We start from the raw sequence: 24843 nt of genomic DNA, 5'->3' as shown, positions 1-24843 counted from the left end.
AGGGGGTCGGACTTACTTGACTTCGGGCGGCGTCTCGAAGGTATGGAACGGGGCCGGCGACGGCACGGTCCATTCCAGCCCTTCGGCGCCTTCCCACGGCTTGGCCGAGGCGACTTCGCCCTTGCCCATGTAGCAGCGCAGCACCGCCCACAGGAAAATCAGCTGCGACAGGCCGAACCAGAAGGCGCCGATGGTGGCGATCTGGTGGAACGTCGTGAACTGCGCGGCGTAGTCGGCATAGCGGCGCGGCATGCCCGCCAGGCCCAGGAAGTGCATCGGGAAGAAGGTGACGTTGAACGAGATCAGCGTCGACCAGAAGTGCAGCTTGCCCAGCTTTTCGCTGTACATGCGGCCGGTCCACTTGGGCAGCCAGTAATAGGTGCCGGCAAACAGCGCGAACAGCGAACCGGCCACCAGCACGTAGTGGAAGTGCGCCACCACGTAGTAGGTGTCGTGCACCTGGATGTCGATGGGGGCCACCGACAGGATCAGGCCGGTAAAGCCGCCCATGGTGAACACGAAGATGAAGCCGATCGAGAACAGCATCGGCGTCTCGAACGTCATGGACCCGCGCCACATGGTGGCGACCCAGTTGAACACCTTCACCCCGGTCGGGATGGAGATGAGCATGGTGGCGTACATGAAGTACAGCTGCCCGGTCACCGGCATGCCCGTCGTGAACATGTGGTGCGCCCACACGATGAACGACAGCACGGCGATCGACGCGGTGGCGTACACCATCGAAGCGTAGCCGAACAGCTTCTTGCGGGCGAAGGCGGGCACGATGGCCGACACGATGCCAAACGCCGGCAAGATCATGATGTAGACCTCGGGGTGCCCGAAGAACCAGAACACGTGCTGGTACAGCACCGGGTCGCCGCCGGCCGCGGCGTTGAAGAAGCCCGTGCCGAAGTGGCGGTCGGTCAGCACCATGGTGATGGCCGCGGCCAGCACCGGCATCACGGCCAGCAGCAGGAACGCGGTGATCAGCCAGGTCCAGCAGAACAGCGGCATCTTCATCAGCGTCAGGCCGGGCGCGCGCATGTTCAGCACGGTCACGATGATATTGATGGCGCCCATGATGGACGAGGCGCCCATGATGTGCATGGCGAAGATGGCCAGGTCCATGCCCGGGCCCATCTGCAGCGACAGCGGCGCATACAGCGTCCAGCCGGCGGCGGTGGCGCCGCCCGGCACGAAGAACGAGGCGGTCAGCATGATCGCAGCCACCGGCAGCAGCCAGAAGCTGAAGTTGTTCATGCGCGCGAACGCCATGTCGGATGCGCCGATCTGCATCGGGATCATCCAGTTCGCAAAGCCCACGAAGGCCGGCATGATGGCGCCGAACACCATGATCAGGCCGTGCATCGTGGTGAACTGGTTGAACAATTCGGGGCGGAAGAACTGCAGGCCCGGCTCGAAGAGTTCGGTGCGCAGCAGCAAAGCCAGCGTCCCGCCCTCGAGCAGCATGACGAACGAGAAGATGAGATACATCGTCCCGATGTCTTTGTGGTTGGTGGCGAAAAGCCAGCGGCGCCAGCCGGTCGGCATGGCGTGGTGGTGGTCATCGTGACCGTGGCCGTGGCCCGGCGACACGTGGTCTACAGTGACGCTGCTCATGATGGACTCCTTCCTGCTGAGTGCCGGCCCCGTTCCACGGAACCGGCAGGGTATCTCTAACTAAACGGAACCAGCTCTGACGATGGGAAAACGCGGCGCGCTCAACGCGCGGCCGCGACATCCTTCGGCATCACTGTCGGGTCCTGCCCCTTGCCGGCATTGCTCCAGGCATGGCGCGTATAGCTGATGACCGCGGCGATTTCGACATCATTGAGCACGGGCCCGAACGCCGCCATGGCGGTGCCGGGCTTGCCCTTCAGCACGGTGTTGATCTGGCCAGCCTTCGGGCCGAGAACAACCTTGTCTCCGTCGAGCGCGGGGAAGCTGCCCGGAATGCCCTTGCCGTTGGCCTGGTGACAGGCCACGCAATTGGCGGCGAAGACCTTCTCGCCACGGGCAACCAGTTCGGCTTCCGTCCACTCTTTATTGGGATCGTCGGCGTTTGCCGCCATCTTCTTCTTTTCGTCTTCGACCCATTTATCGTAGTCGGCCTGCGCCAGGACTTCCACGACGATGGGCATGAAGGCGTGGTCCTTGCCGCAGAGTTCTGCGCATTGGCCACGGTAGATCCCGGGCTTTTCAGCACGGAACCAGGCATCGCGCAGGAAGCCGGGAATGGCATCCTGCTTGACGCCGAAATCGGGGATCATCCAGGAGTGGATGACGTCGGCCGCGGTAAGAACGACGCGGACCTTCTTGTCGACGGGCACCACCATGTGGTTGTCCGTTTCCATGAGGTAGAACTCGCCCTTGGGCTCGCGGTTCTCGATCTGGGCGCGCGGCGTCGACAGCGTAGCGAGGAACTTGATGCCGGCGGCGGAGCCATCGAGATATTCGTAGCCCCACTTCCATTGGTAGCCGGTGACCTTGACGGTGAGATCGGCGCTGGAAGTGTCTTTCATGGCGACGACCGTCTTGGTGGCCGGCAGCGCCATGGCGATGACGATGATGAAGGGGATGACCGTCCAGGCCACTTCCACGCCTAGATGTTCGTGGAAGGTCGCCGGCTTGTGGCCGCGGGACTTTCGATGCGCCCAGATGGAGTAGAACATCACTCCGAAGACGCCGACGAAAATCACGATACAGATCGTGAGCAGCATCCAGTGCAGCCACATGACATCACGCGTGATCTGCGTGACGCCTTCGTGCAGGTTCAGCTGATTGACCTTCGGGCCGCCGGGCATGTCTTGCACCTGAGCGCCGGCCACGCTGCCAATCAGCATCGCACAAGCCCCCAGTATCCCTCTCCACTTCTTCATGCTTACCTCGAAACACGGCGCGAGGGCCCTTGTCGCCTAGTGGCACGGATGTCACTGCAACAGGACTACGCGCAATTATTAGATGGCAGGGCTAGGCAGGGAGATAGAGCGGCCCCCGCATTCCCACTCGAAATCACAAAGAAACTGGCGGATTATAGCGGACGCACAAATAGATGTAAGTTTGTGCTCTTGAATTCATGCTACCCGCCCCCATCTGGCCGACCCCTATTGACGCGCCAGGCAAACAGGGTGGCATAAAATCCCGCACAGTCTCATCACAACGGCCCCACGATGCCCAAGCAGTTGTCCGATTTGTATGCCGACCTGAGCGCGCGCGCCCAAGAGCCCGCCCCTGTGGGCGCACATGCTCTATATATAGCGGGGCGCCGCTGCGGCTGGGCCACCCACGCCGCATGCGACGCGCTGCATGGCGCCGACCACATCACCGCCGATGACGACGCGCTGCGCATCGGTGCGGCGCTCGCCCCCGGCGCGGCACTGAACGCCGTGCTCGAACAGGCCGCGCAACTGTTGCGCCAAGCCAACTGCCTGCGCGGCTGGCGCGATGAATTGCTGGACGTGCTGGACGGCGACACCGCCATCGGCGCGATCGAACGCGCGGCGGTACGCCCGCTGGGCCTGTTGACCAAGGCCGTGCACCTGAATGCCTGGACGCCCGATGGCCGCGTCTGGATCGCGCGCCGCTCGCTCAGCAAGTCCACCGACCCCGGCATGTGGGACACCCTGGTGGGCGGACTGGCGGGCAGTGGCGAAGACCTGGAAACCGCGCTGGTGCGCGAATGCGGCGAAGAAGCCGGCCTGGATGCACCCGACCTGGTTCAGCGCACGCCGCTGCGCACCATCTTGCGCATCCACCGCCGCCTGCCCGAGGGCTATCAGGTCGAAGACGTGCTGACCAGCACCTGCGTGCTGGCGGCCGATGCCCGGCCGGCCAACCGGGACGGCGAAGTCATGGAAATCGCCGCCGTCGACGTGGCCACGGCGGTACGCCGCGTGGCCGACGGTGAATTCACGCTGGAAGCGGCGCTGGTGATTCTTGAAGACATCATGCAGCGCCAGGCGGCCGGCGAGATCTGACGCACCGGCCGGCTCGCGGCCGCGCTAGCGCGGCTGCACGCCGGGTTCACCCAAGAGGTCGTCGCGCCGGGAGGCCTCGTGCGAAGGGGCTTCATGCGAAGGGGCCTCGTGCGAAGGCGCTCCGTGCGAAGGCGCCTCATGCTCGCCCGCTTCACGCAAGGCGCGCGAAGCCTGCGCATCGACGCCGCCAGCGCCCGCGGCCTCGGCAGCCTCTGCCGCCTGCGAAGGCGTAGGCGCGGAAACCGGTGCCGGCACCGGGGCCGGCGCGGCGTTCGCCTGCGAAAACTGCTTCCAGACCTCGATGGCGCGCAGCCGCTGCTTGGCCACCACCTGGATGCGCTCACGCAGATGTTCATCGCGCGCCAGCAGCGCATGGAAATCGCGAGACGCCAGCATCAGCAGCTTGCTGTAGCCCAGCGAGGTCACTTCCGGCGCGATCTGCTGCTCGCCCAACAAGCCCAGTTCGCCGAAGAATTCGCCGCTGCCCAGTTCGATCATGGTGTTGTCAGGCAGATGCACCGCCACGGCGCCCGAGGCCACGAAACACATTTCCTCGCCATGCCGGCCCTTGGTCAGCACCCGCTGGTCGGGCAGCGCCAGGCGCGGCTTGAGCAGCTTGCTGATGGCCCGCAACGAATCGGCCGACAGGCCTTCGAACAGCGGTACGCGGTTGATCAGGTCGGCCGCGCTCATTTCGATGTCCAGCGGCGGGTGCGTGTCGATGTGCGCCCAACGGCTCTTCAATTGCGCCATCAGGTCGGCATAGACCTCGCCGCTGATCAGGAACTGCTCGAGCATGTCGCGGTAGCGGATGCGTTCAAGTTCGCGGGCCACGCGCCCCAGGTAGCTTTCCTGCAGCCACTGGGCATACGACGGGTATTGCAGGTTCAATGCCTGCATGGCGTTGTCGATCAGGTCCAGCCGCCGCTGGTGCAGCGACACGATGCGTTGCGTGGCCGTTTCGCCCAGCAGGGGCGTGATCTGTTCGCGCGCAAACACGATAAGGCGCTGCGCCACCGACCGCTTGCTCATCAGGTTGGCGAACCGCTGGCCCAGCTCGCGCGCCAGCCAGCCCTGGAAGCCGAACAGGTAATGCAGCCGCAGGGCCAGCCGGAACCCAGTGGAATAGCGCACGTCGGCCACGATGGCGCGCTCGAAGCCCGGCACCCCGCCCATGCGGATGGCGTCTTCCAGCCGTTCGGCCCGCGCCAATAGCGCCTCGGCCATGCGCCAGTCGACGATCTGCGCCTTGAGAATGTCGAAGAACATTTCCTCTTCGCGCTGCGCCACGATGGCCAGGCCGACCGACACGCGTTGCTCGTCGCTCATCTGGCTGACCTGGCCGTCGTGCACGCTGGTCAGGCTGGCGTCGAACACGGCGCGGATGCGGTCGCGCACCTCGGTGCCGATGTGCTCGGTCTTGGCGACCTCGTCGGTCTTGCCCTGCAGGTCTTCCAGCGCCACGGCCAGCGCCTGGTTGCGGATGGTGCGCTCGACCGGCGACAGCTGGTTCAGCCCCAGCATGCGGATCAGCGGCCGCAGGCTGATGCCATTGACGAACAAGGTCAGCAGCACGAACCCGGTGGTGGCCACCGCGATGAACTGGCGCGCCTCTTCGGGCACGCCGGTCTGCTCGGTCACGGCCAGCGCCAACGCCAGCGACACGGCGCCGCGCAGGCCGCCCCACAGCATCACCGCCTTATAGGGATTGCTGACCTTGGTGCCCAGTTTGGTCAGGCCCAGCAGGGGCAACAGGCCGAACACCACGATCGCACGCGCCACCAGGGTCACCACGAACACGACCCCGACCAGGACCAGTTCCTGCCAATCGGCCGCGGCCATCAGCTTGGGAATCAGCATGGCGGCGAACAGGAAGATGAGGGAATTGGCCCAGAATCCGAATTGTTCCCAGGCGCTGGACAGGTATTCGAAGGTGGTGGGCGACATGCGGGTGCGCCCGGTAGACCCGACCACCAGGCCCGCAATCACGGTGGCGACCACGCCCGACACGTTCAGGTAATGCTCGGAAATGAAGAACGACAGGTAGGCCAGCGTCAGCGTCAGCGTGATTTCGGCGGTGGGAAAGCCGCGCAGCCAGGCAAACAGGAAACAGGCCAGGCGCCCCATGGCGAAACCCGCAATGCCGCCGCCGATGAAGTGCACGATGAAGTCGTTGAAGATGCCGCTGACGGTCAGTTCGCCGTGCCCGCCCAGAACGGCCAGCAGCACGGAATACAAGGCGATGGACGCCGCGTCGTTGAACAGGCTTTCGCCTTCGACCAGCGTGGTCAGGCGCTTGGGCGCCCCGACTTCGCGGAAGATGCCCACCACGGCCACCGGGTCGGTGGTCGCCACGATGGCGCCCAGCAGCAGGCACACCACCAGGCCGTAGGGCGAAATGGCGTCCAGCGTCACGCCCACCACCACCGTACACACCACCACGGCCACGATGGCCATCATCAGGATGGGCCCGATGTCGTCCATCAGCCGGCGCACGTTCATGGACAGCGCGGTCTCGAACAGCAGCACCGGCAGGAAGACCATCAGGAAGGTCTCGGACGAGATCTCGAACCGTTCCAGCGAATCCAGGAAGTCACCGATCCAGCTGGGCGCCCAGCCGTGCACGTGCACGATGATGCCCAGCAAGCAGCCGACGATAGCCAGCAGCACCGAGTAGGGCAGCTTGAGGCGACCGGCCAGGGGCGGCATGAAGCACACCAGTGTCAACAGGCCGGCCAGGCCGAATACGAGAAAACCTACATCCATGGAAAACGCCGCGTCCCGATCATGAAGCTTGTGAGAAGTTCCACAAGAATAGCGGGTTTTCGTGCAAGTCCTGCCGTGGGCGCATGACCCACCACGTTTCGTTACGCCATCCCGACCGCTGCGCATGCGCCGAGCCGCGACTTTTTCGGTAAGGTAGTGGCCGTGCAGAACTTTGCAGGAGCCGCACTTGGCACGCGTCCACACCCTGGCCCGGCGCAATGATCCCCCGGCCATGCTTGTCCAATTGACCGATTGCCACCTGTTCGGCGAGCCCGAAACCGTGATGCTGGGCGTCAATACCGATGCCAGCCTGCGCGCCGTGCTGCGCCAGATCGAGGCTGACGGCAAACATCCCGACCTGCTTCTGGCCACCGGCGACTTGTCCCAGGACGGTGAACCCGCGGCCTACCGCCGCCTGGCGGCCACCCTCGGCTCGGCCCCGGCGCTGGAAGGCGCGCAGATCCGCTGCCTGCCCGGCAACCATGACCTGCCGGCGGCGATGCGCCAGGAACTGCCCGAGTGGTCGATGCCCGTGACCGACGTAGGCGCCTGGCGCGTGGTCTCGCTGGACACCACCGTGCCGGGTTCGAACGCCGGCCACCTTCCCGACAGCCAGCTGGACATGCTGGAAGCCGCCCTGGCCGAGGCGCCCGGCCGGCACACGCTATTGGCCATGCACCACAACCCGATGCAGATCGACAGCCACTGGCACGACTCGATGATGATCGACAACCCGCAGGCGCTGTTCAAGCTGCTGACGCGCTGGCCGCAGGTGCGCGTGCTGCTGTGGGGCCACGTGCATCACGAATTCGATCGCCGCCGGCACAACCTGCGCATGCTGGCCACCCCATCCACCTGCTTTCAGTTCAGCATCCGCGACGGCAAGCACGTGGTGGACAACCTGGCGCCGGGCTATCGCTGGATCAAGCTCTACCAAGATGGCTCGATGGCCACCGGCGTGCGCCGCGTGCAGGATGCGCTGTGGCACACGGCGCAGGCCGAGCCGGGTAGCGCGCAGGCAGCATAGGCGCTTCGCGCAATAAAAAACGGGGCACCATATGCGTGGTGCCCCGCAAGCATCCGTCTCATAGGGGAGGGGAAAGAGGAGAAGCCGAGACGGATGACAAGACTGCCAACCAAAGTTTGCGGTCTACGTGAAGTTAGGCGGTGCGCACCTCATTAAGTTTCTGGAATTGCGCGTTATTTCGCGATGAATTTGTATCAATTTATTGGCGTCTCGCATCGCCCTGCCTGTATCGGCAACGTGGTACACGCGCAGGCGGCGCAGGCAAAAGAAAAGGGCTGCCCAAGGCAGCCCTTTGCGTGGCGCGAATGCAGGATCAGGCGGCGAGGTTGCCGCGCATTTTCTTCAGTGCGGCCGCTTCGATCTGGCGGATGCGTTCGGCGGATACGCCGAATTCCTGCGCCAGCTCGTGCAGCGTGGCGCCGCCGTCGTCTTGCAGCCAGCGGGCTTCGACGATACGGCGCGAGCGCGGGTCCAGGGCTTCGAGGGCGCCGGACAGGCCCGAGCTTTGCAGCTGGTCGCGCGCAGCGCGTTCCAGCACACGGGTCGGTTCCTGGCGGCCTTCGTCGGACAAGTACGCGATGGGCGCGTAGCTGTCGTCATCGTCGTCCTGGTTTTCAAGCGACATGTCGCGGCCGGACAGGCGCACTTCCATTTCGCTGACGTCTTCGCGGCGCACATTGAGTTCGCGCGCGATGTGATCGACCTGTTCGGGGTCGAGCGTCTGGCCGTCGGGGCGCATGCTGCGCAGGTTGAAGAACAGCTTGCGCTGGGCCTTGGTGGTAGCCACCTTGACCAGACGCCAGTTGCGAATGATGTATTCGTGGATTTCGGCCTTGATCCAGTGCACGGCGAACGACACCAGGCGCACGCCGCGCTCGGGGTCGAAGCGTTTCACGGCCTTCATCAGACCGACGTTGCCTTCCTGGATCAGGTCGGCGTGAGGCAACCCATAGCCCAGGTACTGGCGAGCCACCGACACCACCAGGCGCAGGTGCGACAGCACGAGTTCGCGCGCGGCGCCCAGGTCTTCCTGGTCGCGCAGGCGACGGCCCAGTTCGGTCTCGCGCTCGGCGGACAGGACCGGCAGGCGATTGACTGCGGAAATGTACGCGTCGATCGTGCCGAGTGCGCCCGGATTGGCAATGGCCAACGCCAGGGCGTTGCCGGAAGCGGCCAACGAGGTACTGGGTTGTTTCATAGCGGCGGTCTCCGGAAAGCGAAGGGGTAAAGACATGGATTCGATGTTAGCACTCTAGTAAAGGGAGTGCTAATTCGACTATTGCGGCGCGTCAAAGTTTCCTTCGTGCGACGCGTCCCCAATTTAAATTCATAACCGCCCGCCCGCCGGGCCGCCCCAAGGGCGGGCAGCCCCCACGGGGGGCAGCAAGCGCGCGAAGCGCGTGCAGCGTGGGGACTCTCACCCCTACCAGCCCAGGCGTTTCAGGCCCTCGGCGGTGGACTCGCCGTCCGGGCGGACGAACAGGGCGCCGCGGGGGTCCAGGAAGACCTGGTACTTCGCGCCGTCGAAAAGCGGCATGTAGGCCGCACTGCCGAATTGGACATCGACGAAGGGGAACCAGTTCGGGAAACTTTGCTTGAGCTGACCCAGATCCGGCGCAGGCCAGTCGTCCAGGGCGTGCACCGAACGGGTAGCCGAGGCTTCGCGCGCCGTGTCGCTGTAGCGGCCGGACAGGCGTTCAAGGCGATACAACGGCGGCACGCCGGCCATCAGGGCCGGCAGGCGCCAGCGCACGACGCGCGCGTCGATCTGCCACTGGTCGCCATACAACACATATTGCCGGGCGCCCACGCCCGGCGCGGTGGCGCTGACCTGGAACTGGCCGTCGGCCTGCTGGCGCGCCTCGATCCGGGCAACCGGCTGGTCAGTGGTCAACCTGAAGAACTGCACCAGCGACAGGGCCAGCAAGCCGGACACGCCGCCCAGCAGCAACAGCATCAGGCCGAACAGGCGCCGCACCGGGCGGAACTGGAAGGTGCGACGGCCCCGCTCGTCGCGCGGGCCGCCCTTGCCCAGCAGCATCGCGATGCCCGGCAGGAACAGGACGATCGCGGCCAGCAGGATCCAGACGAAGGGAGCGATTCCGTTGATCAAATCAGGCGGTCCTTAACGAGAACGCCGAGGCGGGCAGTCTGGCGCACCGGGCGCCGACAGCCTGCCGCGGCAGGCTGCCCAGTATAGAAGCGGGGCCTCAGACGGCCGGTTTTCCAAGCCGTTCGACGTGAAACCGGATGTGATCTTCGATGAACGTCGAGATGAAGTAGTAGCCATGGTCGTAGCCATCCTGGCGACGCAGCGTCAACGGCTGGCCGGCAGCGGCGCAGGCGGCCTCGAATACCTCGGGATACAACTGTTCGGCCAGGAACTGGTCGGCGGTGCCCTGGTCGACCAGGATGCCGTCGGGAAAGGGCTGGCGCAGGCCAGCCATCAAGCGGGAAGCGTCGTAGGCCGCCCAGTCGTCCGGGTTGTCGCCCAGGTAGGCGCCGAACGCCTTCTTGCCCCAGGGGCACTGGCTGGGCGCGGCGATGGGTGCGAAGGCCGACACCGAACGGTATTGACCCGGGTTGCGCAGTGCCAGCACCAGGGCGCCATGGCCGCCCATCGAGTGGCCAAACAGGCCGACGCGCGCGGCGTCGCCGGGCAGGGCGGTGGTGATGAGGCCGTGCAGTTCCCGCGTGACGTAGCTGTCCATACGGTAGTGGCCGCGCCAGGCCGCGGTGGTGGCGTCCACATAGAAGCCGGCGCCGGTACCGAGATCCCAGCTTTCGTCTTCGCCGGGCACGTTGGCGCCGCGCGGGCTGGTGTCGGGCGCCACGAGCATCACGCCCAGTTCAGCGGCCAGGCGCTGCGCGCCCGCCTTGATCATGAAGGTCTCTTCGGTGCAGGTCAGGCCGGCCAGGTAGACCAGCACCGGCACCGGGCCTTGCTCGGCCTGGGGCGGCACGAACACCGAGAAACGCATCGGCAGGCCGATCTCGGCCGAATCATGGCGGTAATAGCGCTGCGTGCCGCCAAAACAGCGATGCTGGGAAATGAGTTCCAGGGCGGCGGGCATGGGCGATCTCCGGGGGGATGAGGCTGAAATGAGCACGGTCGGGATTAGGGTATATCCACGGTACGACGATCCGTCGCCGAATGTTAACCTGCCCGAAACGGGGTCCTTCTTATAAAAAGTATCGATTCCGTGCCCATATTGTGATCACGGGGCTTGACCAGCGCCCACCGTGGCACTATTTATATAAGTACGAGAAGACAACCCGTTCTTCTGGAAGCGCAAGCCCTGACACTATGGCCCGTCTGCCCCGTCTGTACGCCCCTGGGCTGCCCCAACTGGTGCAGGCCAACTTCATTCAGCCGCTGGCGGCGCCGTCCCAGCCCGCCCCGGCCGATATCCTCAACCAACTTGCCGCGTGGCTGGGCGAATCCGCCCAGCGCCACCGGGTCTCGGTCCATGGCTGGCTGCTCGCCAACGACCGCATTCTGCTTTTGGCTACGCCCGCCGACGAAGAAGGCCTGCCGCGCCTGATGCAGACGCTGGGCCGCAACCTCGCAGCGCGTCTGCGCGGCGGCCGGGTGTTCGCAGGCCGCTACCGCTCGGCATTGCTCGAGCCGGGCGCCTGGGTGCTGCCCGCCCTGGTCTGGCTGGAAACCTACCCCGTGCGCAGCGGCGCGTCGCAAGATCCTGATTCCTGGCCCTGGTCGTCGGCCTCCAGCCATACCGGCAACACCACGGCCGCCCCGGCGCAATGGCAGTCCGACCACGCCGACTACTGGGCGTGTGGCAACACGCCGTTCGACCGCCAGGCCAACTACCGCAAGCGCCTGCAGGACGGCCTGTCGCGCGAGGAAACGCAGCGCATCGACCAGGCCGTCTCCGGCCAATGGGCGTTGGGCGGCGCCAACTTCATCGCCAGCCTGGCGCACACGGCCAGCCGCCGCGTCGCGCCTGGGCAGCGCGGCCGTCCGCGCAAGAAGCCGGCCACGCCCGCCGCCGACACCGAACAGCCGGCGACGCCTGCGCCGGTCTCGCCACCGACCACTTCCGGTTCGTCTTCCTGACACAGACAGCGCCTTCGGGCGCTTTTTTCATGGCGCCGCGGTGAACACCGCCGGCGGCCGGCGTTCGCGCCTGCCGGTCACGCTTGCGCCAATGTTCCCGACGTCTCAAAACATCATAATAAATGGGGACGAAACATCGGGAAAATAGGACTTTCACTACCCTTGGCCCCGCGACTCGGAAGACACGTCCCCGGCAAGCCTTATCTGGCGCGGACGTTGATGCGTCACCATATTAATGCTCTATGACGGTGCATCATATAAATTAGGGTCACACCCCTTATATTCCTGTTGCACCCTACTGTTGACGGGGGTATTGTCCGTCTCCTGCACTGCAACATTACGACGCAGGCTCACTGCGGAGCGCGCCATGCCCCAAATTACCCCGAACGATTCCTGTCCCACGCCCAAGGCGACCCCGATCGATGCCACCCGCATCGGCATGCCGCCTGCCCAGGGCCTCTACCACCCCAAGAACGAGCACGACGCTTGCGGCGTGGGGTTCGTGGCGCACATCAAGGGCAAGAAAAGCCACGCCATCATCCAGCAGGGCCTGAAGATCCTGGAAAACCTGGATCACCGCGGCGCGGTGGGCGCGGACAAGCTGATGGGCGACGGCGCCGGCATCCTGATCCAGATCCCCGACACGCTCTACCGCGACGAATTCGCCCAGCACGGCATCACCCTGCCCCCGCCCGGCGAGTACGGCGTGGCCATGGTGTTCCTGCCCAAGGAAACCGCCTCGCGCCTGGCCTGCGAACAAGAGCTGGAACGCTCGGTGCGCGCCGAAGGCCAGGTGGTGCTGGGCTGGCGCAACGTGCCCGTGGACGTCGACATGCCCATGTCGCCCACCGTGCGCGACTGCGAGCCCGTGATCCGCCAGCTGTTCATCGGCCGCGGCGCCGACGTGATGGTGCCCGACGCGCTCGAGCGCAAGCTGTACGTGATCCGCAAGACCGCCAGCCACGCGATCCAGCACATGCACCTGGCGCACGGCAAGGAATACTTCGTGCCGTCGGCCTCGGTGCGCACCGTGGTCTACAAGGGCCTGCTGCTGGCCGACCAGGTGGGCCGCTACTACCGCGACCTGGCCGACCCGCGCACGGTCTCCGCGCTGGCGCTGGTACACCAACGCTTCTCGACCAATACTTTCCCCGCCTGGCCGCTGGCCCACCCGTACCGCATGATCGCCCACAACGGCGAAATCAATACGGTCAAGGGCAACTTCAACTGGCTGCGCGCCCGCGAAGGCATGATGCAGTCGGCCGTGCTGGGCGACGACCTGAAGAAGCTGTACCCCATCGTCTACGAAGGCCAGTCCGACACCGCCACGTTCGACAACTGCCTGGAACTGCTGGTGAACTCGGGCTACTCGCTGGCCCACGCCATGATGATGATGATCCCGGAAGCCTGGGAACAGCACACGCAGATGGACGAAAGCCGCCGCGCCTTCTACGAGTACCACGCCGCCATGATGGAGCCGTGGGACGGCCCCGCCGCCGTCGCGTTCACCGATGGCCGCCAGATCGGCGCCACGCTGGACCGCAACGGCCTGCGCCCCGCGCGCTACCTGGTCACCGATGACGACATGGTCATCCTGGCCTCGGAAGCCGGCACGCTGTCCATTCCCGAAAACCGCATCGTCAAGAAGTGGCGCCTGCAGCCGGGCAAGATGTTCCTGATCGACCTGGAACAAGGCCGCATCATCGACGACGCCGAGATCAAGCTGCAACTGGCCAACAGCCGCCCGTACCGCCAATGGATCGAGCGCCTGCAGATCAAGCTGGAATCGCTGCCGGCCCCGCGCCAGGCTGCCGTGGCGACGCAATCGTCCGTGTCGCTGCTGGACCGCCAGCAGGCCTTCGGCTGGACCCAGGAAGACTACAAGTTCATCCTCGAACCCATGGCCACGTCGGGCGAGGAAGTGATCGGTTCGATGGGCAACGATGCCCCGCTGGCCGTGCTGTCCGACCGCGCCAAGCCGTTCTACAACTATTTCCGCCAGCTGTTCGCCCAGGTCACGAACCCGCCCATCGACCCCATCCGCGAACAGATGGTGATGTCGCTGGTGTCGTTCATCGGCCCCAAGCCCAACCTGCTGGACATCAACAACGTCAACCCGCCGCTGCGCCTTGAAGTGTCGCAGCCGGTGCTGGATTTCGCCGCCATGGCGCAGATCCGTGACATCGAACAGGTCACCGGCAAGAAGTTCCGCAGCTTCGAACTGGACATCACCTATCCGGCCGCCTGGGGCCCCGAAGGCATCGAAGCCCGCGTGGCCGCGCTGTGCGCGCGCGCCGTGGATGCGGTGCAAAGCGGCTACAACATCCTGATCGTGTCGGACCGCCTGGTCGACGGCGAGCGCGTGGCCATTCCCGCGCTGCTGGCCACCTCGGCCGTGCACCAGCACCTGATCCGCGCGGGCCTGCGCACCAACACCGGCCTGGTGGTCGAAACCGGCTCGGCCCGCGAGGTGCACCACTTCGCGCTGCTGGGCGGCTACGGCGCCGAAGCCATCCACCCCTACCTGGCGCTGGAATCGCTGGGCAAGATGAACGACCCCGAAAAGGCCGTCAAGAACTTCATCAAGGCAATCGGCAAGGGCCTGAACAAGGTGATGTCCAAGATGGGCATTTCCACCTACATGTCCTACACCGGCGCGCAGATCTTCGAAGCCGTGGGCCTGCAGAGCAGCCTGGTGAACAAGTACTTCACCGGCACGTCGTCGAACATCGAAGGCATCGGCATCTTCCAGGTGGCCGAAGAAGCGCTGCGACAGCACCGCGCGGCCTTCAGCACCGACCCGGTGCTGGCCAACGACCTGGACGCGGGCGGCGAATACGCCTATCGCGTGCGCGGCGAAGAGCACATGTGGACGCCGGACTCCATCGCCAAGCTGCAGCACGCTTCGCGCGCCAACAACTACCGCACGTACAAAGAGTACGCGCAGATCATCAACGACCAGAGCCGCCGCCACATGACGCTGCGCGGCCTGTTCGAGTTCCGCTTCGACCCGTCGCGCGCCATTCCGCTCGATGACGTCGAATCGGCCAAGGACATCGTCAAGCGCTTTGCCACCGGCGCCATGTCGCTGGGCTCGATCTCGACCGAAGCCCACTCGGTACTGGCCGTGGCCATGAACCGCATCGGCGGCAAGTCCAATACCGGCGAAGGCGGCGAAGACGAACTGCGCTACCGCGCCGAAATGCGCGAAGGCAAGAGCACCATCAAGGACGGCGACACGCTGGCCTCGCTGCTGGGCTCGGACCGCATCGAAGCCGACGTGGCCTTGAAGAAGGGCGACTCGCTGCGCTCGAAGATCAAGCAGGTCGCCTCGGGCCGCTTCGGCGTCACCGCCGAATACCTGTCGTCGGCCGACCAGATCCAGATCAAGATGGCGCAGGGCGCCAAGCCCGGCGAAGGCGGCCAGCTGCCCGGCCACAAGGTGTCGGAATACATCGCCAAGCTGCGCTATTCGGTGCCGGGCGTGGGCCTGATTTCTCCCCCGCCGCACCATGACATCTACTCGATCGAAGACCTGGCCCAACTGATCCACGACCTGAAGAACGTCAACGCCCGCGCATCCATCTCGGTCAAGCTGGTGTCGGAAGTGGGCGTGGGCACGGTGGCCGCGGGCGTCGCCAAGGCCAAGGCCGATCACGTCGTGATCGCCGGCCACGACGGCGGCACGGGCGCATCGCCGGTGTCGTCCATCAAGCACGTGGGCACGCCCTGGGAACTGGGCTTGGCCGAAACGCAGCAGACGCTGGTGCTGAACCGCCTGCGCAGCCGCATCCGCGTGCAGGCCGACGGCCAGATGAAGACCGGCCGCGACGTCGTCATCGGCGCGCTGCTGGGCGCCGACGAATTCGGCTTTGCCACGGCGCCGCTGGTCGTCGAAGGCTGCATCATGATGCGCAAGTGCCACCTGAACACGTGCCCGGTGGGCGTGGCCACGCAGGATCCGGTGCTGCGCAAGAAGTTCCAGGGCAAGCCCGAACACGTCGTCAACTTCTTCTTCTTCATCGCCGAAGAAGTGCGCGAGATCATGGCCCAGCTGGGCATCCGCAAGTTCGACGACCTGATCGGCCGCGCCGACCTGCTGGACATGCGCTCGGGCGTCGAGCACTGGAAGGCCCAGGGTCTGGACTTTGCCCGCGTGTTCCACCAGACCCAATCCGACGCCGATGTGCGCCAGACCGAAGAGCAGGACCACGGCCTGGCCGGTGCGCTGGATCACCAGCTGATCGAACGCAGCAAGCCGGCGCTGGAGCGCGGCGAGAAGGTCTCGTTCATCGTGCCGGTGCGCAACCGCAACCGCACCATCGGCGCCATGCTGTCGGGCGCGGTGGCCTCGCGCTACGGCCATGACGGCCTGCCGGACGACACGATCCACATCCAGTGCAACGGCACGGCCGGCCAGAGCTTCGGCGCCTTCCTGGCCCATGGCATCACCATGGACCTGGTCGGCGAAGGCAACGACTACGTGGGCAAGGGCCTGTCCGGCGGCCGCATCATCGTGCGCTCGCCCAACGACTTCCGCGGCTTCGGCCCCGACCACATCATCGCCGGCAACACCGTCCTGTACGGCGCGCTGGCCGGTGAAGCCTTCTTCAACGGCGTGGCCGGCGAACGTTTCGCCGTGCGCAACTCGGGCGCCGCCACGGTGGTGGAAGGCACGGGCGACCACGGCTGCGAATACATGACCGGCGGCACCGTCGTGGTGCTGGGCGCCACCGGCCGCAACTTCGCCGCAGGCATGTCGGGCGGCGTGGCGTACGTGTGGGACCCCGAGCGCACGCTCAAGCATCGCGCCAACCTGTCGATGGTCGAACTGGAAGCCGTGGCCCCGCACGCGGAGCAGCAGGCCCAGAACAACATCGACGTCTGGCACAGCGCGCAGCGCGGTGGCGAACGCGAAACGGATGAAACCATCCTGCGCCGCCTGGTGGAAGACCACTTCCGCTACACCGGCAGCTTCCGCGCCCGCGAAATCCTGGGCGACTGGGAAGCGTCGCGCGGCAAATTCGTAAAGGTCATGCCGACGGACTACCGCCGCGCATTGGGTGAAATGTGGCGTGCAGCCAACCCGCAACAACTGGCTGCGTGAGGGATACCATGGGAAAGATTACCGGCTTTATGGAATTTCAGCGTCTGCAGGAGGCCTCCGAGGCCCCGCAGAAGCGGCTGAAGAACTGGCGCGAATTCGTGCTGCACCTGACCGACGACCAGGCCAAGCAGCAAGCGGCGCGCTGCATGGACTGCGGCATCCCGTTCTGCAACAACGGCTGCCCGGTCAACAACATCATTCCGGACTGGAACGACCTGGTCTACAAGCAGGACTGGCGCCGCGCGCTGGACGTGCTGCATTCGACCAACAACTTCCCCGAGTTCACCGGCCGCATCTGCCCGGCGCCGTGTGAGGCTGCCTGTACCTTGAACATCAACAGCGACGCTGTCGGCATCAAGTCCATCGAGCACGCCATCATCGACAAGGGTTGGGCCGAAGGCTGGGTGACCCCGCTGCTGCCCGCCCGCAAGACCGGCAAGAAGGTCGCAGTAGTAGGTTCCGGCCCCGCCGGCATGGCCTGCGCCCAGCAACTGGCGCGCGCCGGCCACTCGGTGACGCTGTTCGAAAAGAGCGACCGCATCGGCGGCCTGCTGCGCTACGGCATCCCCGATTTCAAGCTGGAAAAGCACCAGATCGACCGCCGCATCTCGCAGATGGAAGCCGAAGGCGTGGAATTCGCGCCGTCGACCTACGTCGGCAACCCGACCGACCCCGTGGCCGACGGCCTGACCGTGCGCACCCCGCAATCGCTGCTGGCCGAGTTCGACGCCGTGGTGATGAGCGGCGGCTCGGAAACCCCGCGCGACCTGCCGGTGCCGGGCCGTGAACTGTCGGGCGTGTATTACGCCATGGATTTCCTGCGCCAGCAGAACAAGGCCGTGGCCGGCGACCGCCTCACCAACCAGACGCTGGCCAAGGGCAAGCACGTAGTGGTGATCGGCGGCGGCGACACCGGGTCCGATTGCGTGGGCACCAGCAACCGCCACGGCGCGGCCTCGGTCACGCAGTTCGAACTGATGCCCCAGCCGCCCGAGTCCGAGAACAAGACCATGACGTGGCCGTATTGGCCGCTGAAGATGCGCACGTCGTCGTCGCACGAAGAAGGCTGCGACCGCGACTGGTCCGTGACCACCAAGCTGCTCAAGGGCAGCAACGGCAAGGTCGAAAAGCTGGTCGGCGCCCGCGTCGAATGGTTCAAGGACGAGTCCACCGGCCAGATGAAGATGCGCGAGGTCGAAGGCTCGGAATTCGAGATCAAGGCCGACCTGGTGCTGCTGGCCATGGGCTTCGTGTCGCCGGTGCAGACCGTGCTGGATGCCTTCGGCGTGGATCGCGATGCGCGCGGCAACGTGCGCGCCAACACCGACGACTACCGCACCAACGTGGAAAAGGTCTTCACCGCCGGCGACATGCGCCGCGGCCAGTCCCTGGTGGTCTGGGCCATCCGCGAAGGCCGTCAGTGCGCGCGTTCGGTGGATGCCTACCTGATGGGGTCGAGCGAACTGCCGCGCTGATTCCCGGCGCACAACGCCCTGAATTCGCCGCCTTTTGCACCTGGTGCCAAGGCGGCGAAGTCTTTTCAGGCAACCGACATTCTGGTTTCCGTAAGATGCGGCATCGATCCGCCGCCGCCCCCGCCATGTCCGCCTCCGACCCCGAGCTTGCCGCCCCGCCGACGCTGCCGCAGATATTCCTGGCCTTCACCAAGGTTGGCCTGACCAGCTTTGGCGGCGGCCTGAGCGGCTGGATGATGCGCGAATTCGTGCAGCACCGGCGCTGGATGTCGGAATCCGACTTTCTGAGCGGGCTGGCGCTGGCGCAATCGTTTCCCGGCGTGAACGTGGTGAACCTGGCCATCTGGATCGGGTTTCGGCTGCGCGGCGGCCCGGGGGCCTTGCTGGGCGGCCTGGGCATCACGGTGCCGCCGATGATCGTGGCCATCGGCGTGGCCGCGCTGTTTGCCAGCATGGCGCAGTCGCAGGGGCTGCACGTGGCCATGGCGGGCGTGGCGGCCGCGGCGGTGGGCGTATCGCTGCAGACGGGCTTGCGCGCCGCGCGGCGCGCGCTGGTGGGTTGGGTGCCGGCCGCGATCATGGGCGTGACCTTTGCCGCGATCTTCCTGTTGCGCCTGCCCTTGCTGTGGGTGGTGGGCGCCATGGCGCCGCTGTCCATCGGCATCGCCTACAGCCGCTTGCGCCAGCAGGGTCGCCAGGAACGGCAATCATGAACCTGGCCCTGCTGCACGACCTGTTCTCGGTGTTCACGCCGCTGTCGTTCCTGACGGTGGGCGGCGGCCAGAGCATCCTGCCCGACATCCACCGCCAGGCGGTGGACAGCTATGGCTGGATCAACGAATCGCAATTCCTGGACTACTTCGCGCTGTCGCGCATCACGCCCGGTCCGGCCTCGCTGCTGGTGACGCTGATCGGCTGGCACGTCGGTGGATGGGCCGGTGCGATCGCCGCGTCGATCGCGATCTTCCTGCCCTGTTCGCTGCTGATCTATGCGCTGGCGCGAGTCTGGGCCCGCTACCGCCACGCGACCTGCGTGCGCGCCATCGAAGCCGGACTGGTGCCGGTCGCCGCCGGCATGATCCTGGCATCGTCATGCACCGTGCTGCGCGCGGCCGAAGGCGGCGCGTGGGCCTGGGGCGTGGCCGCGGCATCCACGTTGGCGCTGGTCTACACGCGGGTCAGCCCCTTCCTGATGCTGGCGCTGGGCGCCGCCGTGTTCCTGGCCGCGCTGGCCTGATTCCCCCCCTTGCGCTTGCCGTCTGCGCTGCCCGTTGTTGCAGTGCAGCCACGGCGGCGCCGGCTTGCCCGCAGCGTTTGACGCATATCAACCGGCCCCGGCGCCGGGTCTGCGAACCTTTCCACTCACCCCATGGAAAGATCGGAGAAGAAAATGTTTTCGCTGAATGGGCGTATCCGCGCCACCGCCATCGCCGGCCTGATCGCTGCCGGCGCGTTTGCCGCCCCCGCCCAGGCCCACGAAGCCGGCGACATCCTGTTCCGGGTCGGCGCAACGCAGGTCCGCCCCGCATCGAACAACGGCACCGTGCTCGACGGCAGCGTCAAGCTCGATGCCAACAACAATGTGCGCCCCAGCTTCACGCTGGCCTACATGGCCACGCGCAACATCGGCATCGAACTGCTGGGCGCCTGGCCGTTCCAGCATGACGTGCACGGCAGCGGCCTGGGCAAGATCGGTTCGAGCAAGCAATTGCCGCCCACGCTCAGCCTGCAATGGCACATCCTGCCCGACAGCATGGTCCAGCCCTACATCGGCGTGGGCATCAACTACACCAAGTTCTTCGACACCAAGGCCGAAGGCGCGCTGAAGGGTTCGGACCTGAAGATGGGCGACTCGTGGGGCGTGGCTGCGCAACTGGGCGCGGACATCAAGATCAACGAACGCTGGTTCATGAACGCCGACATCCGCTACATCGACATCAAGTCGAAGGTGAAGCTGAACGGCGAACACATCGGCACCGCGCGCATCGACCCGTGGGTGCTGACCATGGGCGTCGGCTACCGCTTCTGACCCCAAAGCCCGCCCATCATGGGCGGCGCTGCGCAAGCATGTCCTGAAACGCCTGCAATGCAGGCGTTTCGTCATCTGCGCGCCAGACCAGCTGCGTCTGCGCGCGGCCGTGCTGACCGGACAGGGGTGTAACGCGCAGCGACGCTTGCGCCCCCAGCACGGCCAGCACCGAACGCGGCACGATGGCCACGCCCGAACCCGCGGCCACGCAGGCCACGATGGCGTGATACGAGGCGAATTCCATGACCTTGCCCGGCGCCACGCCTGCCTGGCCGAACCACGATTCCAGGATGCGGCGGTACGAACAGCCGGCCGTGAACGCGATGACGCTGCGGTCGCCCACATCTTGGGGGCCATGGATTTCAGGCCAGGCCAAGGGGGAAATCAGCGCCAGTTCTTCCTGGAAGGCCGGCTGTTGCGCCAGGCCCTGGGCGTCGAACGGTTCGGCCACGAAGGCGGCTTCGATCTCGTAGTTGCGCACCTTGGCCGCCAAGGCGCCCGACGTGCCGGTGATCAGTTCGATGCGCACTTGCGGCCAGGCCGCGTGGTAGGCCGCCAGGATGGGCGGCAGGCGCGCGGCAGCCGTGCTTTCCATGGTGCCGATGCGCAGCAGGCCCTGCGGCGCGCCGTCGCGCACCGCGGCCTGGGCCTCGGCCGACAGGCGCAGCAGGCGGTCGGCATAGGACAGCAGCACGCGCCCCTGGTCGGACAGCACCAGCCGCCGGTTCTGGCGCCGAAAGAGCGGCGCCGCCAGCGAACTTTCCAGTTGCTTCAGGCGCGTCGACACATTGGACTGCACCCGATTCAGGTGGGCCGCGGCGCGCGCCACGCCGCCGTGGTCGGCCACCGCCTTGAAAATCTGCAACGCGTCGAGGTCTAAGTTTCTCATTTCAAGAACTCATGTTCTTAATAATTCACTATTCAAGATATTAGTACAGCCGTAGAGTGGGACCCATGTCAATAGCCACCCACCCTGATTCCGTCCGCCCGCGCGGGGCCGTCTCGCTGGCCTGGCCTGCCGCGCTGGCCCTGGCCGCCGCCATGGGCATCGGCCGGTTCGCCTTCACCCCCGTCTGGCCGCTGATGGCCCAGGAGGCGGGGCTGTCGCTGGCGCAGGGCAGCTGGCTGGCATCGGCCAATTACGCGGGCTACCTGCTGGGCGCCTTGGCCGCGGCGGTGCGCCCGCCGCGCCATCCGCGCGCCATGCTGGCCACCAGTCTGCTGGCCGTGGGCTTGTTGACCCTGGCAATGCCCTGGGTCCACGGCGTGCTGGCCTGGGCCCTGCTGCGGCTGGCGGCGGGCTACGCCAGCGCCAGCGCCTTCATCTGCATTGCCGCCGCCCGGCCTGTGGCCGCCGACGATCCGCGCCGGCCGGCCGTCGCCGCCATCACCTACGCCGGGGTTGGCGCCGGCATCGCCCTGACGGGCCTGGCCTGCCTGGCGCTGATGGCCGCGGGCGCCGACGCCAACGGCAACTGGACGGCGCTGGGCATCCTGACCCTGGGCTTGTCCGCGCTGGCCTGGCCACGCCTGTCCCGCGCCGATGCCAAGGCGCACCTGGGAACGGTGGCCGCGACTGCCGGCCTGCCTCCAGGCATCGGCCGGCTGGCGTTGCACTACGGCATCTTCGGCGCCGGCTACATCATTCCCGCCACATTCCTGCCGGCCATGGCCCGCGAGATCGTTCCCGACCCCGCGGTGTTCGGCTGGGCCTGGCCGCTGTTCGGCCTGGCGGCCGCGCTGTCCTGCCTGCTTGCGCCCCGCGTGGCGCAAGCGCTGGACGACAAGGCGGTCTGGCGTGGCGCGCAAGCCGTGATGGCGCTGGGCATGCTGGCCGTGGCGATCTGGCACACGCTAGCCGCCGTCATCGTCGCGGCGGTGCTGGTAGGCGGCACGTTCATGGTCATCACCCAGGCGGGCATGCTGGCCGCCCAGCGCCTGGCCGGGCCGGCTGCGCCGCGCGCCGCTGCCATCATGACGTCGGCCTTTGCCGCCGGGCAGATCCTGGGCCCGCTGCTGGCCTCGGGCGCGGCCCGCTGGGGCGCCGGTTTGCCGCAGGTGCTGGCGGGCGGCGCGGCGCTGCTGGCGCTGTCGGCCTGGCGCTTGGGAAATATCAGCGTCGCCGCCCCCAACGCTGGGCATAATGCGATCGGTTCCTAGGAACCCATCACATTAGAAAGAGGAGTCACCCAGCATGAAATCGCTACGCCCCCTGGTCGCCGCCCTGGCGGCCTTCGCCGCCTTCAGCGGCGCCGCTCAGGCCCAGGCCACCGACTGGCCCGCCAAACCCATCACCATGATCGTGCCCTACGCCCCGGGCGGCTTTGCCGACACCCGCGTGCGCCTGCTCGCGCGCAAGCTGGGCGAATCGCTGGGCCAGCCCATCGTGGTGGAAAACAAGGCCGGGGCGGGTGGCGTCGTCGGCACCAACCTCATCGCCAAGGCCGCCCCGGACGGCTACACCATCGGCACCGGCAACCTGGCGCCGATGGCGGTGAACCCGTCTCTGATGAAGGACATGCCCTATGACCCGCTGAAAGACCTGGCGCCGGTCATCCTGATCGAAAACAGCCCGCTGGTGCTCAGCGTGAACAACGAGCTGCCGGTCAAGACGCTGGCCGACCTGATCGCCATGGCCAAGAAGCAGCCGGGCAAGCTCTCGTTCGGTTCGTCTGGCGTGGGCGGCGCACACCACCTGTCGGGTGAAATGTTCCGCGAGCAGGCCAAGATCGACATCGTGCACGTACCGTACAAGGGCGGCAGCCTGGCCGCGACCGACCTGATGGGCGGCCATATCTCGATGATGTTCGAAATGGGCTATTCGGCGCTGCCTGCCATCCAGGGCAAGAAGATCCATCCGATCGCGGTGACGTCGGCCCAGCGCCTGGCCGTGCTGCCGGACGTGCCCACCATGGCGGAATCCGGCCTGCCGGGTTTCGAGTCGTACAACTGGCAGGGCATCGTCGCTCCCGCCGGCACCCCCGCGCCCATCATCGCCAAGCTCAACGCCGAGCTCAACCGCATCCTGAAGGAAGCGGACGTGCAGAAGGCCATTGCCGACACCGGCAGCCAGGCCGGCGGCGGCACGCCCGAGGAATTCGGCGCATTCATCAAGAGCGAAACGGCCAAGTGGGCCCACGTCATCAAGGCTGGAAACATCCAGCTTCAGTAAACCAACCAGGAGACTTCCATGGCATCCCGCCTTCTCGATCAGCTCAAGCTCGACCACCCCATCATCCAGGCGCCCATGGCCGGCGGCGCGACGACGGTCGAGCTGGTGTCCGAGGCGTCGAAGGCGGGCGTCCTGGGGTCCCTTGGGGCGGCTTACCTCACTCCCGAACAGATTGACGCGGCCGCGGGCGCGATCCGCGAACGTACCGACCGGCCATTCGCGATCAATCTGTTCGCCTCGGTGTCCGAGCAGCCCTACCACGGCGACGCCGCCCGCATGCTGGACCTGATGGCCCGCTACCACGCGCAGTTGGGCCTGCCGGCGCCCGCGGCTCCCGGCCCCCAGGCCGACCCGTTGCCCGGCCAGATCGACGCGGTGCTGCGCGCGCGGCCGGCGGTCTTCAGCTTCACGTTCGGCCGCATGCCCGCCGATGCACTGGCTCGCTGCCGCGAGCTGGGCATCCTGACGGTCGGCACCGCCACCACGGTGCGCGAGGCCATGGCGCTGGAGCAGGACGGGGTGGACGCCATCGTGGCCCAGGGCGCCGAAGCGGGCGGCCATCGGGGCACCTTCCTGGACGATTTCGAGCATTCGCTGATCGGCACCATGGCGCTGGTACCGCAGATCGCCGACGCGGTGTCGGTGCCTGTGATTGCGTCCGGCGGCATCATGGACGGCCGCGGCATTGCGGCCGCGCTGGCCCTGGGCGCCCAGGCCGCACAAATGGGGACGGCCTTCCTGACCACCGACGAAGCCGGCATCAACGACGCCTACAAGGCGGTGCTGCCCGCCTCGCGCGCCGAGCAATCCCGGGTGACGCGGGCTTTCTCCGGACGTCCGGCCCGCGGCATCGTGAATTCCTTCATGCGGGATGCCGACCAATTATCAGACGACATCCTGCCGTACCCCCTGCAGAATGCGCTGACGCGCCCGATGCGCACGGCGGGCGGCAAAGCCGGCAACGTGGCCGTTCTGTCCCTCTGGGCAGGCCAGGGCGCCCCGCTGGCCCGGCGCGAAAGCACGGCCGCGCTGGTCGCCCGGCTGGTCCGCGAGACCGCAACGGCGCGCTCTGACGGCTGACGCGGGGGCCCGCCGGCGGCCCGTCGATTGTTCCCCGGGGCGAAAACACTGTTCCACGGACAGCCATACCGCACTGCGGTGACAAATCATCGGGCTACAATGGCCCCTCGCCGCTGGGTGCAACAGTTTGTC

General features: G+C 66.4%; 18 protein-coding genes. 11 read left to right on the top strand and 7 right to left on the bottom strand.

Features of this window, described 5'->3' with window-relative positions; translation table 11 throughout:
* Positions 1–12: 12 nt before the first annotated feature.
* Together ctaD and coxB are read right to left on the bottom strand one after the other, a co-directional pair.
* The gene (gene ctaD / locus HV798_RS24420) at positions 13–1620 is read right to left on the bottom strand and encodes a cytochrome c oxidase subunit I (protein ID WP_175193296.1); all 1608 of its coding nucleotides are present in this window, start codon (positions 1618–1620) and stop codon (positions 13–15) included.
* Positions 1621–1721: 101 nt separating this feature from the next.
* Positions 1722–2879: a cytochrome c oxidase subunit II gene (coxB, locus tag HV798_RS24415; protein WP_025139909.1), complete on the bottom strand. Its 1158-nt coding sequence runs from the start codon at positions 2877–2879 to the stop codon at positions 1722–1724.
* Between the two features lie 291 nt (positions 2880–3170).
* Between coxB and HV798_RS24410 the strand changes: the two genes are divergently transcribed.
* On the top strand, positions 3171–3977 hold the full coding sequence (locus HV798_RS24410; RefSeq protein WP_175193297.1) for an NUDIX hydrolase: 807 nt from the start codon (positions 3171–3173) through the stop codon (positions 3975–3977).
* A gap of 24 nt (positions 3978–4001) precedes the next feature.
* Here the strand turns inward: HV798_RS24410 and HV798_RS24405 are convergent, their stop codons facing one another.
* Complete coding sequence (locus tag HV798_RS24405) at positions 4002–6743, bottom strand: cation:proton antiporter (protein ID WP_246289102.1); 2742 nt, start codon at positions 6741–6743, stop codon at positions 4002–4004.
* 187 nt (positions 6744–6930) lie between these two features.
* On the opposite strand from HV798_RS24405, the gene cpdA reads away from it, so the two are divergent.
* Positions 6931–7770: a 3',5'-cyclic-AMP phosphodiesterase gene (cpdA, locus tag HV798_RS24400; RefSeq protein ID WP_175193298.1), complete on the top strand. Its 840-nt coding sequence runs from the start codon at positions 6931–6933 to the stop codon at positions 7768–7770.
* A gap of 313 nt (positions 7771–8083) precedes the next feature.
* Here cpdA and rpoH read toward each other — a convergent pair whose 3' ends face one another.
* From rpoH to fghA, 3 genes are all read right to left on the bottom strand, one after another.
* Positions 8084–9004, bottom strand: a complete 921-nt coding sequence (gene rpoH / locus HV798_RS24395; RefSeq protein WP_369797722.1) for an RNA polymerase sigma factor RpoH — start codon at positions 9002–9004, stop codon at positions 8084–8086.
* A 189-nt stretch (positions 9005–9193) separates the two neighbouring features.
* Positions 9194–9883, bottom strand: coding sequence for a hypothetical protein (locus HV798_RS24390; protein WP_175193299.1), 690 nt, complete (start codon positions 9881–9883; stop codon positions 9194–9196).
* Positions 9884–9980: 97 nt separating this feature from the next.
* A complete protein-coding gene (gene fghA / locus HV798_RS24385) occupies positions 9981–10844 on the bottom strand; it encodes an S-formylglutathione hydrolase (RefSeq protein ID WP_175193300.1) in 864 nt (287 codons plus the stop codon).
* Between the two features lie 233 nt (positions 10845–11077).
* On the opposite strand from fghA, the gene HV798_RS24380 reads away from it, so the two are divergent.
* From HV798_RS24380 to HV798_RS24355, 6 genes are all read left to right on the top strand, one after another.
* The gene (locus tag HV798_RS24380) at positions 11078–11848 is read left to right on the top strand and encodes a hypothetical protein (protein ID WP_025139916.1); all 771 of its coding nucleotides are present in this window, start codon (positions 11078–11080) and stop codon (positions 11846–11848) included.
* A 367-nt stretch (positions 11849–12215) separates the two neighbouring features.
* Entirely contained in the window at positions 12216–16955 is a 4740-nt protein-coding gene (locus tag HV798_RS24375) for a glutamate synthase-related protein (RefSeq protein ID WP_175193301.1), read from the top strand.
* A gap of 8 nt (positions 16956–16963) precedes the next feature.
* Positions 16964–18430 (top strand): glutamate synthase subunit beta, encoded by a 1467-nt coding sequence (locus tag HV798_RS24370; protein WP_175193302.1) that lies wholly within the window; start codon positions 16964–16966, stop codon positions 18428–18430.
* A 125-nt stretch (positions 18431–18555) separates the two neighbouring features.
* Positions 18556–19143: a chromate transporter gene (locus HV798_RS24365; RefSeq protein ID WP_175193303.1), complete on the top strand. Its 588-nt coding sequence runs from the start codon at positions 18556–18558 to the stop codon at positions 19141–19143.
* Entirely contained in the window at positions 19140–19667 is a 528-nt protein-coding gene (locus HV798_RS24360) for a chromate transporter (RefSeq protein ID WP_025139920.1), read from the top strand. Before HV798_RS24365 ends, HV798_RS24360 begins: the two co-directional genes overlap by 4 nt.
* Before the next feature lie 153 nt (positions 19668–19820).
* Complete coding sequence (locus HV798_RS24355) at positions 19821–20459, top strand: OmpW/AlkL family protein (protein WP_175193304.1); 639 nt, start codon at positions 19821–19823, stop codon at positions 20457–20459.
* Between the two features lie 16 nt (positions 20460–20475).
* On the opposite strand, the gene HV798_RS24350 is transcribed toward HV798_RS24355, so the two are convergent.
* Complete coding sequence (locus HV798_RS24350; RefSeq protein ID WP_175193305.1) at positions 20476–21348, bottom strand: LysR family transcriptional regulator; 873 nt, start codon at positions 21346–21348, stop codon at positions 20476–20478.
* Between the two features lie 65 nt (positions 21349–21413).
* Between HV798_RS24350 and HV798_RS24345 the strand changes: the two genes are divergently transcribed.
* The 3 genes from HV798_RS24345 to HV798_RS24335 are packed head-to-tail and all read left to right on the top strand — an operon-like array spanning position 21414 to position 24711.
* Positions 21414–22619, top strand: a complete 1206-nt coding sequence (locus tag HV798_RS24345) for a YbfB/YjiJ family MFS transporter (protein ID WP_175193306.1) — start codon at positions 21414–21416, stop codon at positions 22617–22619.
* Between the two features lie 34 nt (positions 22620–22653).
* Entirely contained in the window at positions 22654–23631 is a 978-nt protein-coding gene (locus tag HV798_RS24340) for a tripartite tricarboxylate transporter substrate binding protein (RefSeq protein WP_175193307.1), read from the top strand.
* A gap of 18 nt (positions 23632–23649) precedes the next feature.
* Positions 23650–24711, top strand: a complete 1062-nt coding sequence (locus tag HV798_RS24335) for an NAD(P)H-dependent flavin oxidoreductase (protein WP_175193308.1) — start codon at positions 23650–23652, stop codon at positions 24709–24711.
* Positions 24712–24843 lie beyond the last annotated feature (132 nt).

This window comes from Achromobacter deleyi, assembly GCF_902859705.1.
In the GTDB taxonomy this organism is placed as follows: domain Bacteria; phylum Pseudomonadota; class Gammaproteobacteria; order Burkholderiales; family Burkholderiaceae_B; genus Achromobacter; species Achromobacter deleyi.
The sequence above is the reverse complement of the archived record's forward strand: the minus strand, read 5'-3'. Positions and strand labels throughout refer to the sequence as shown.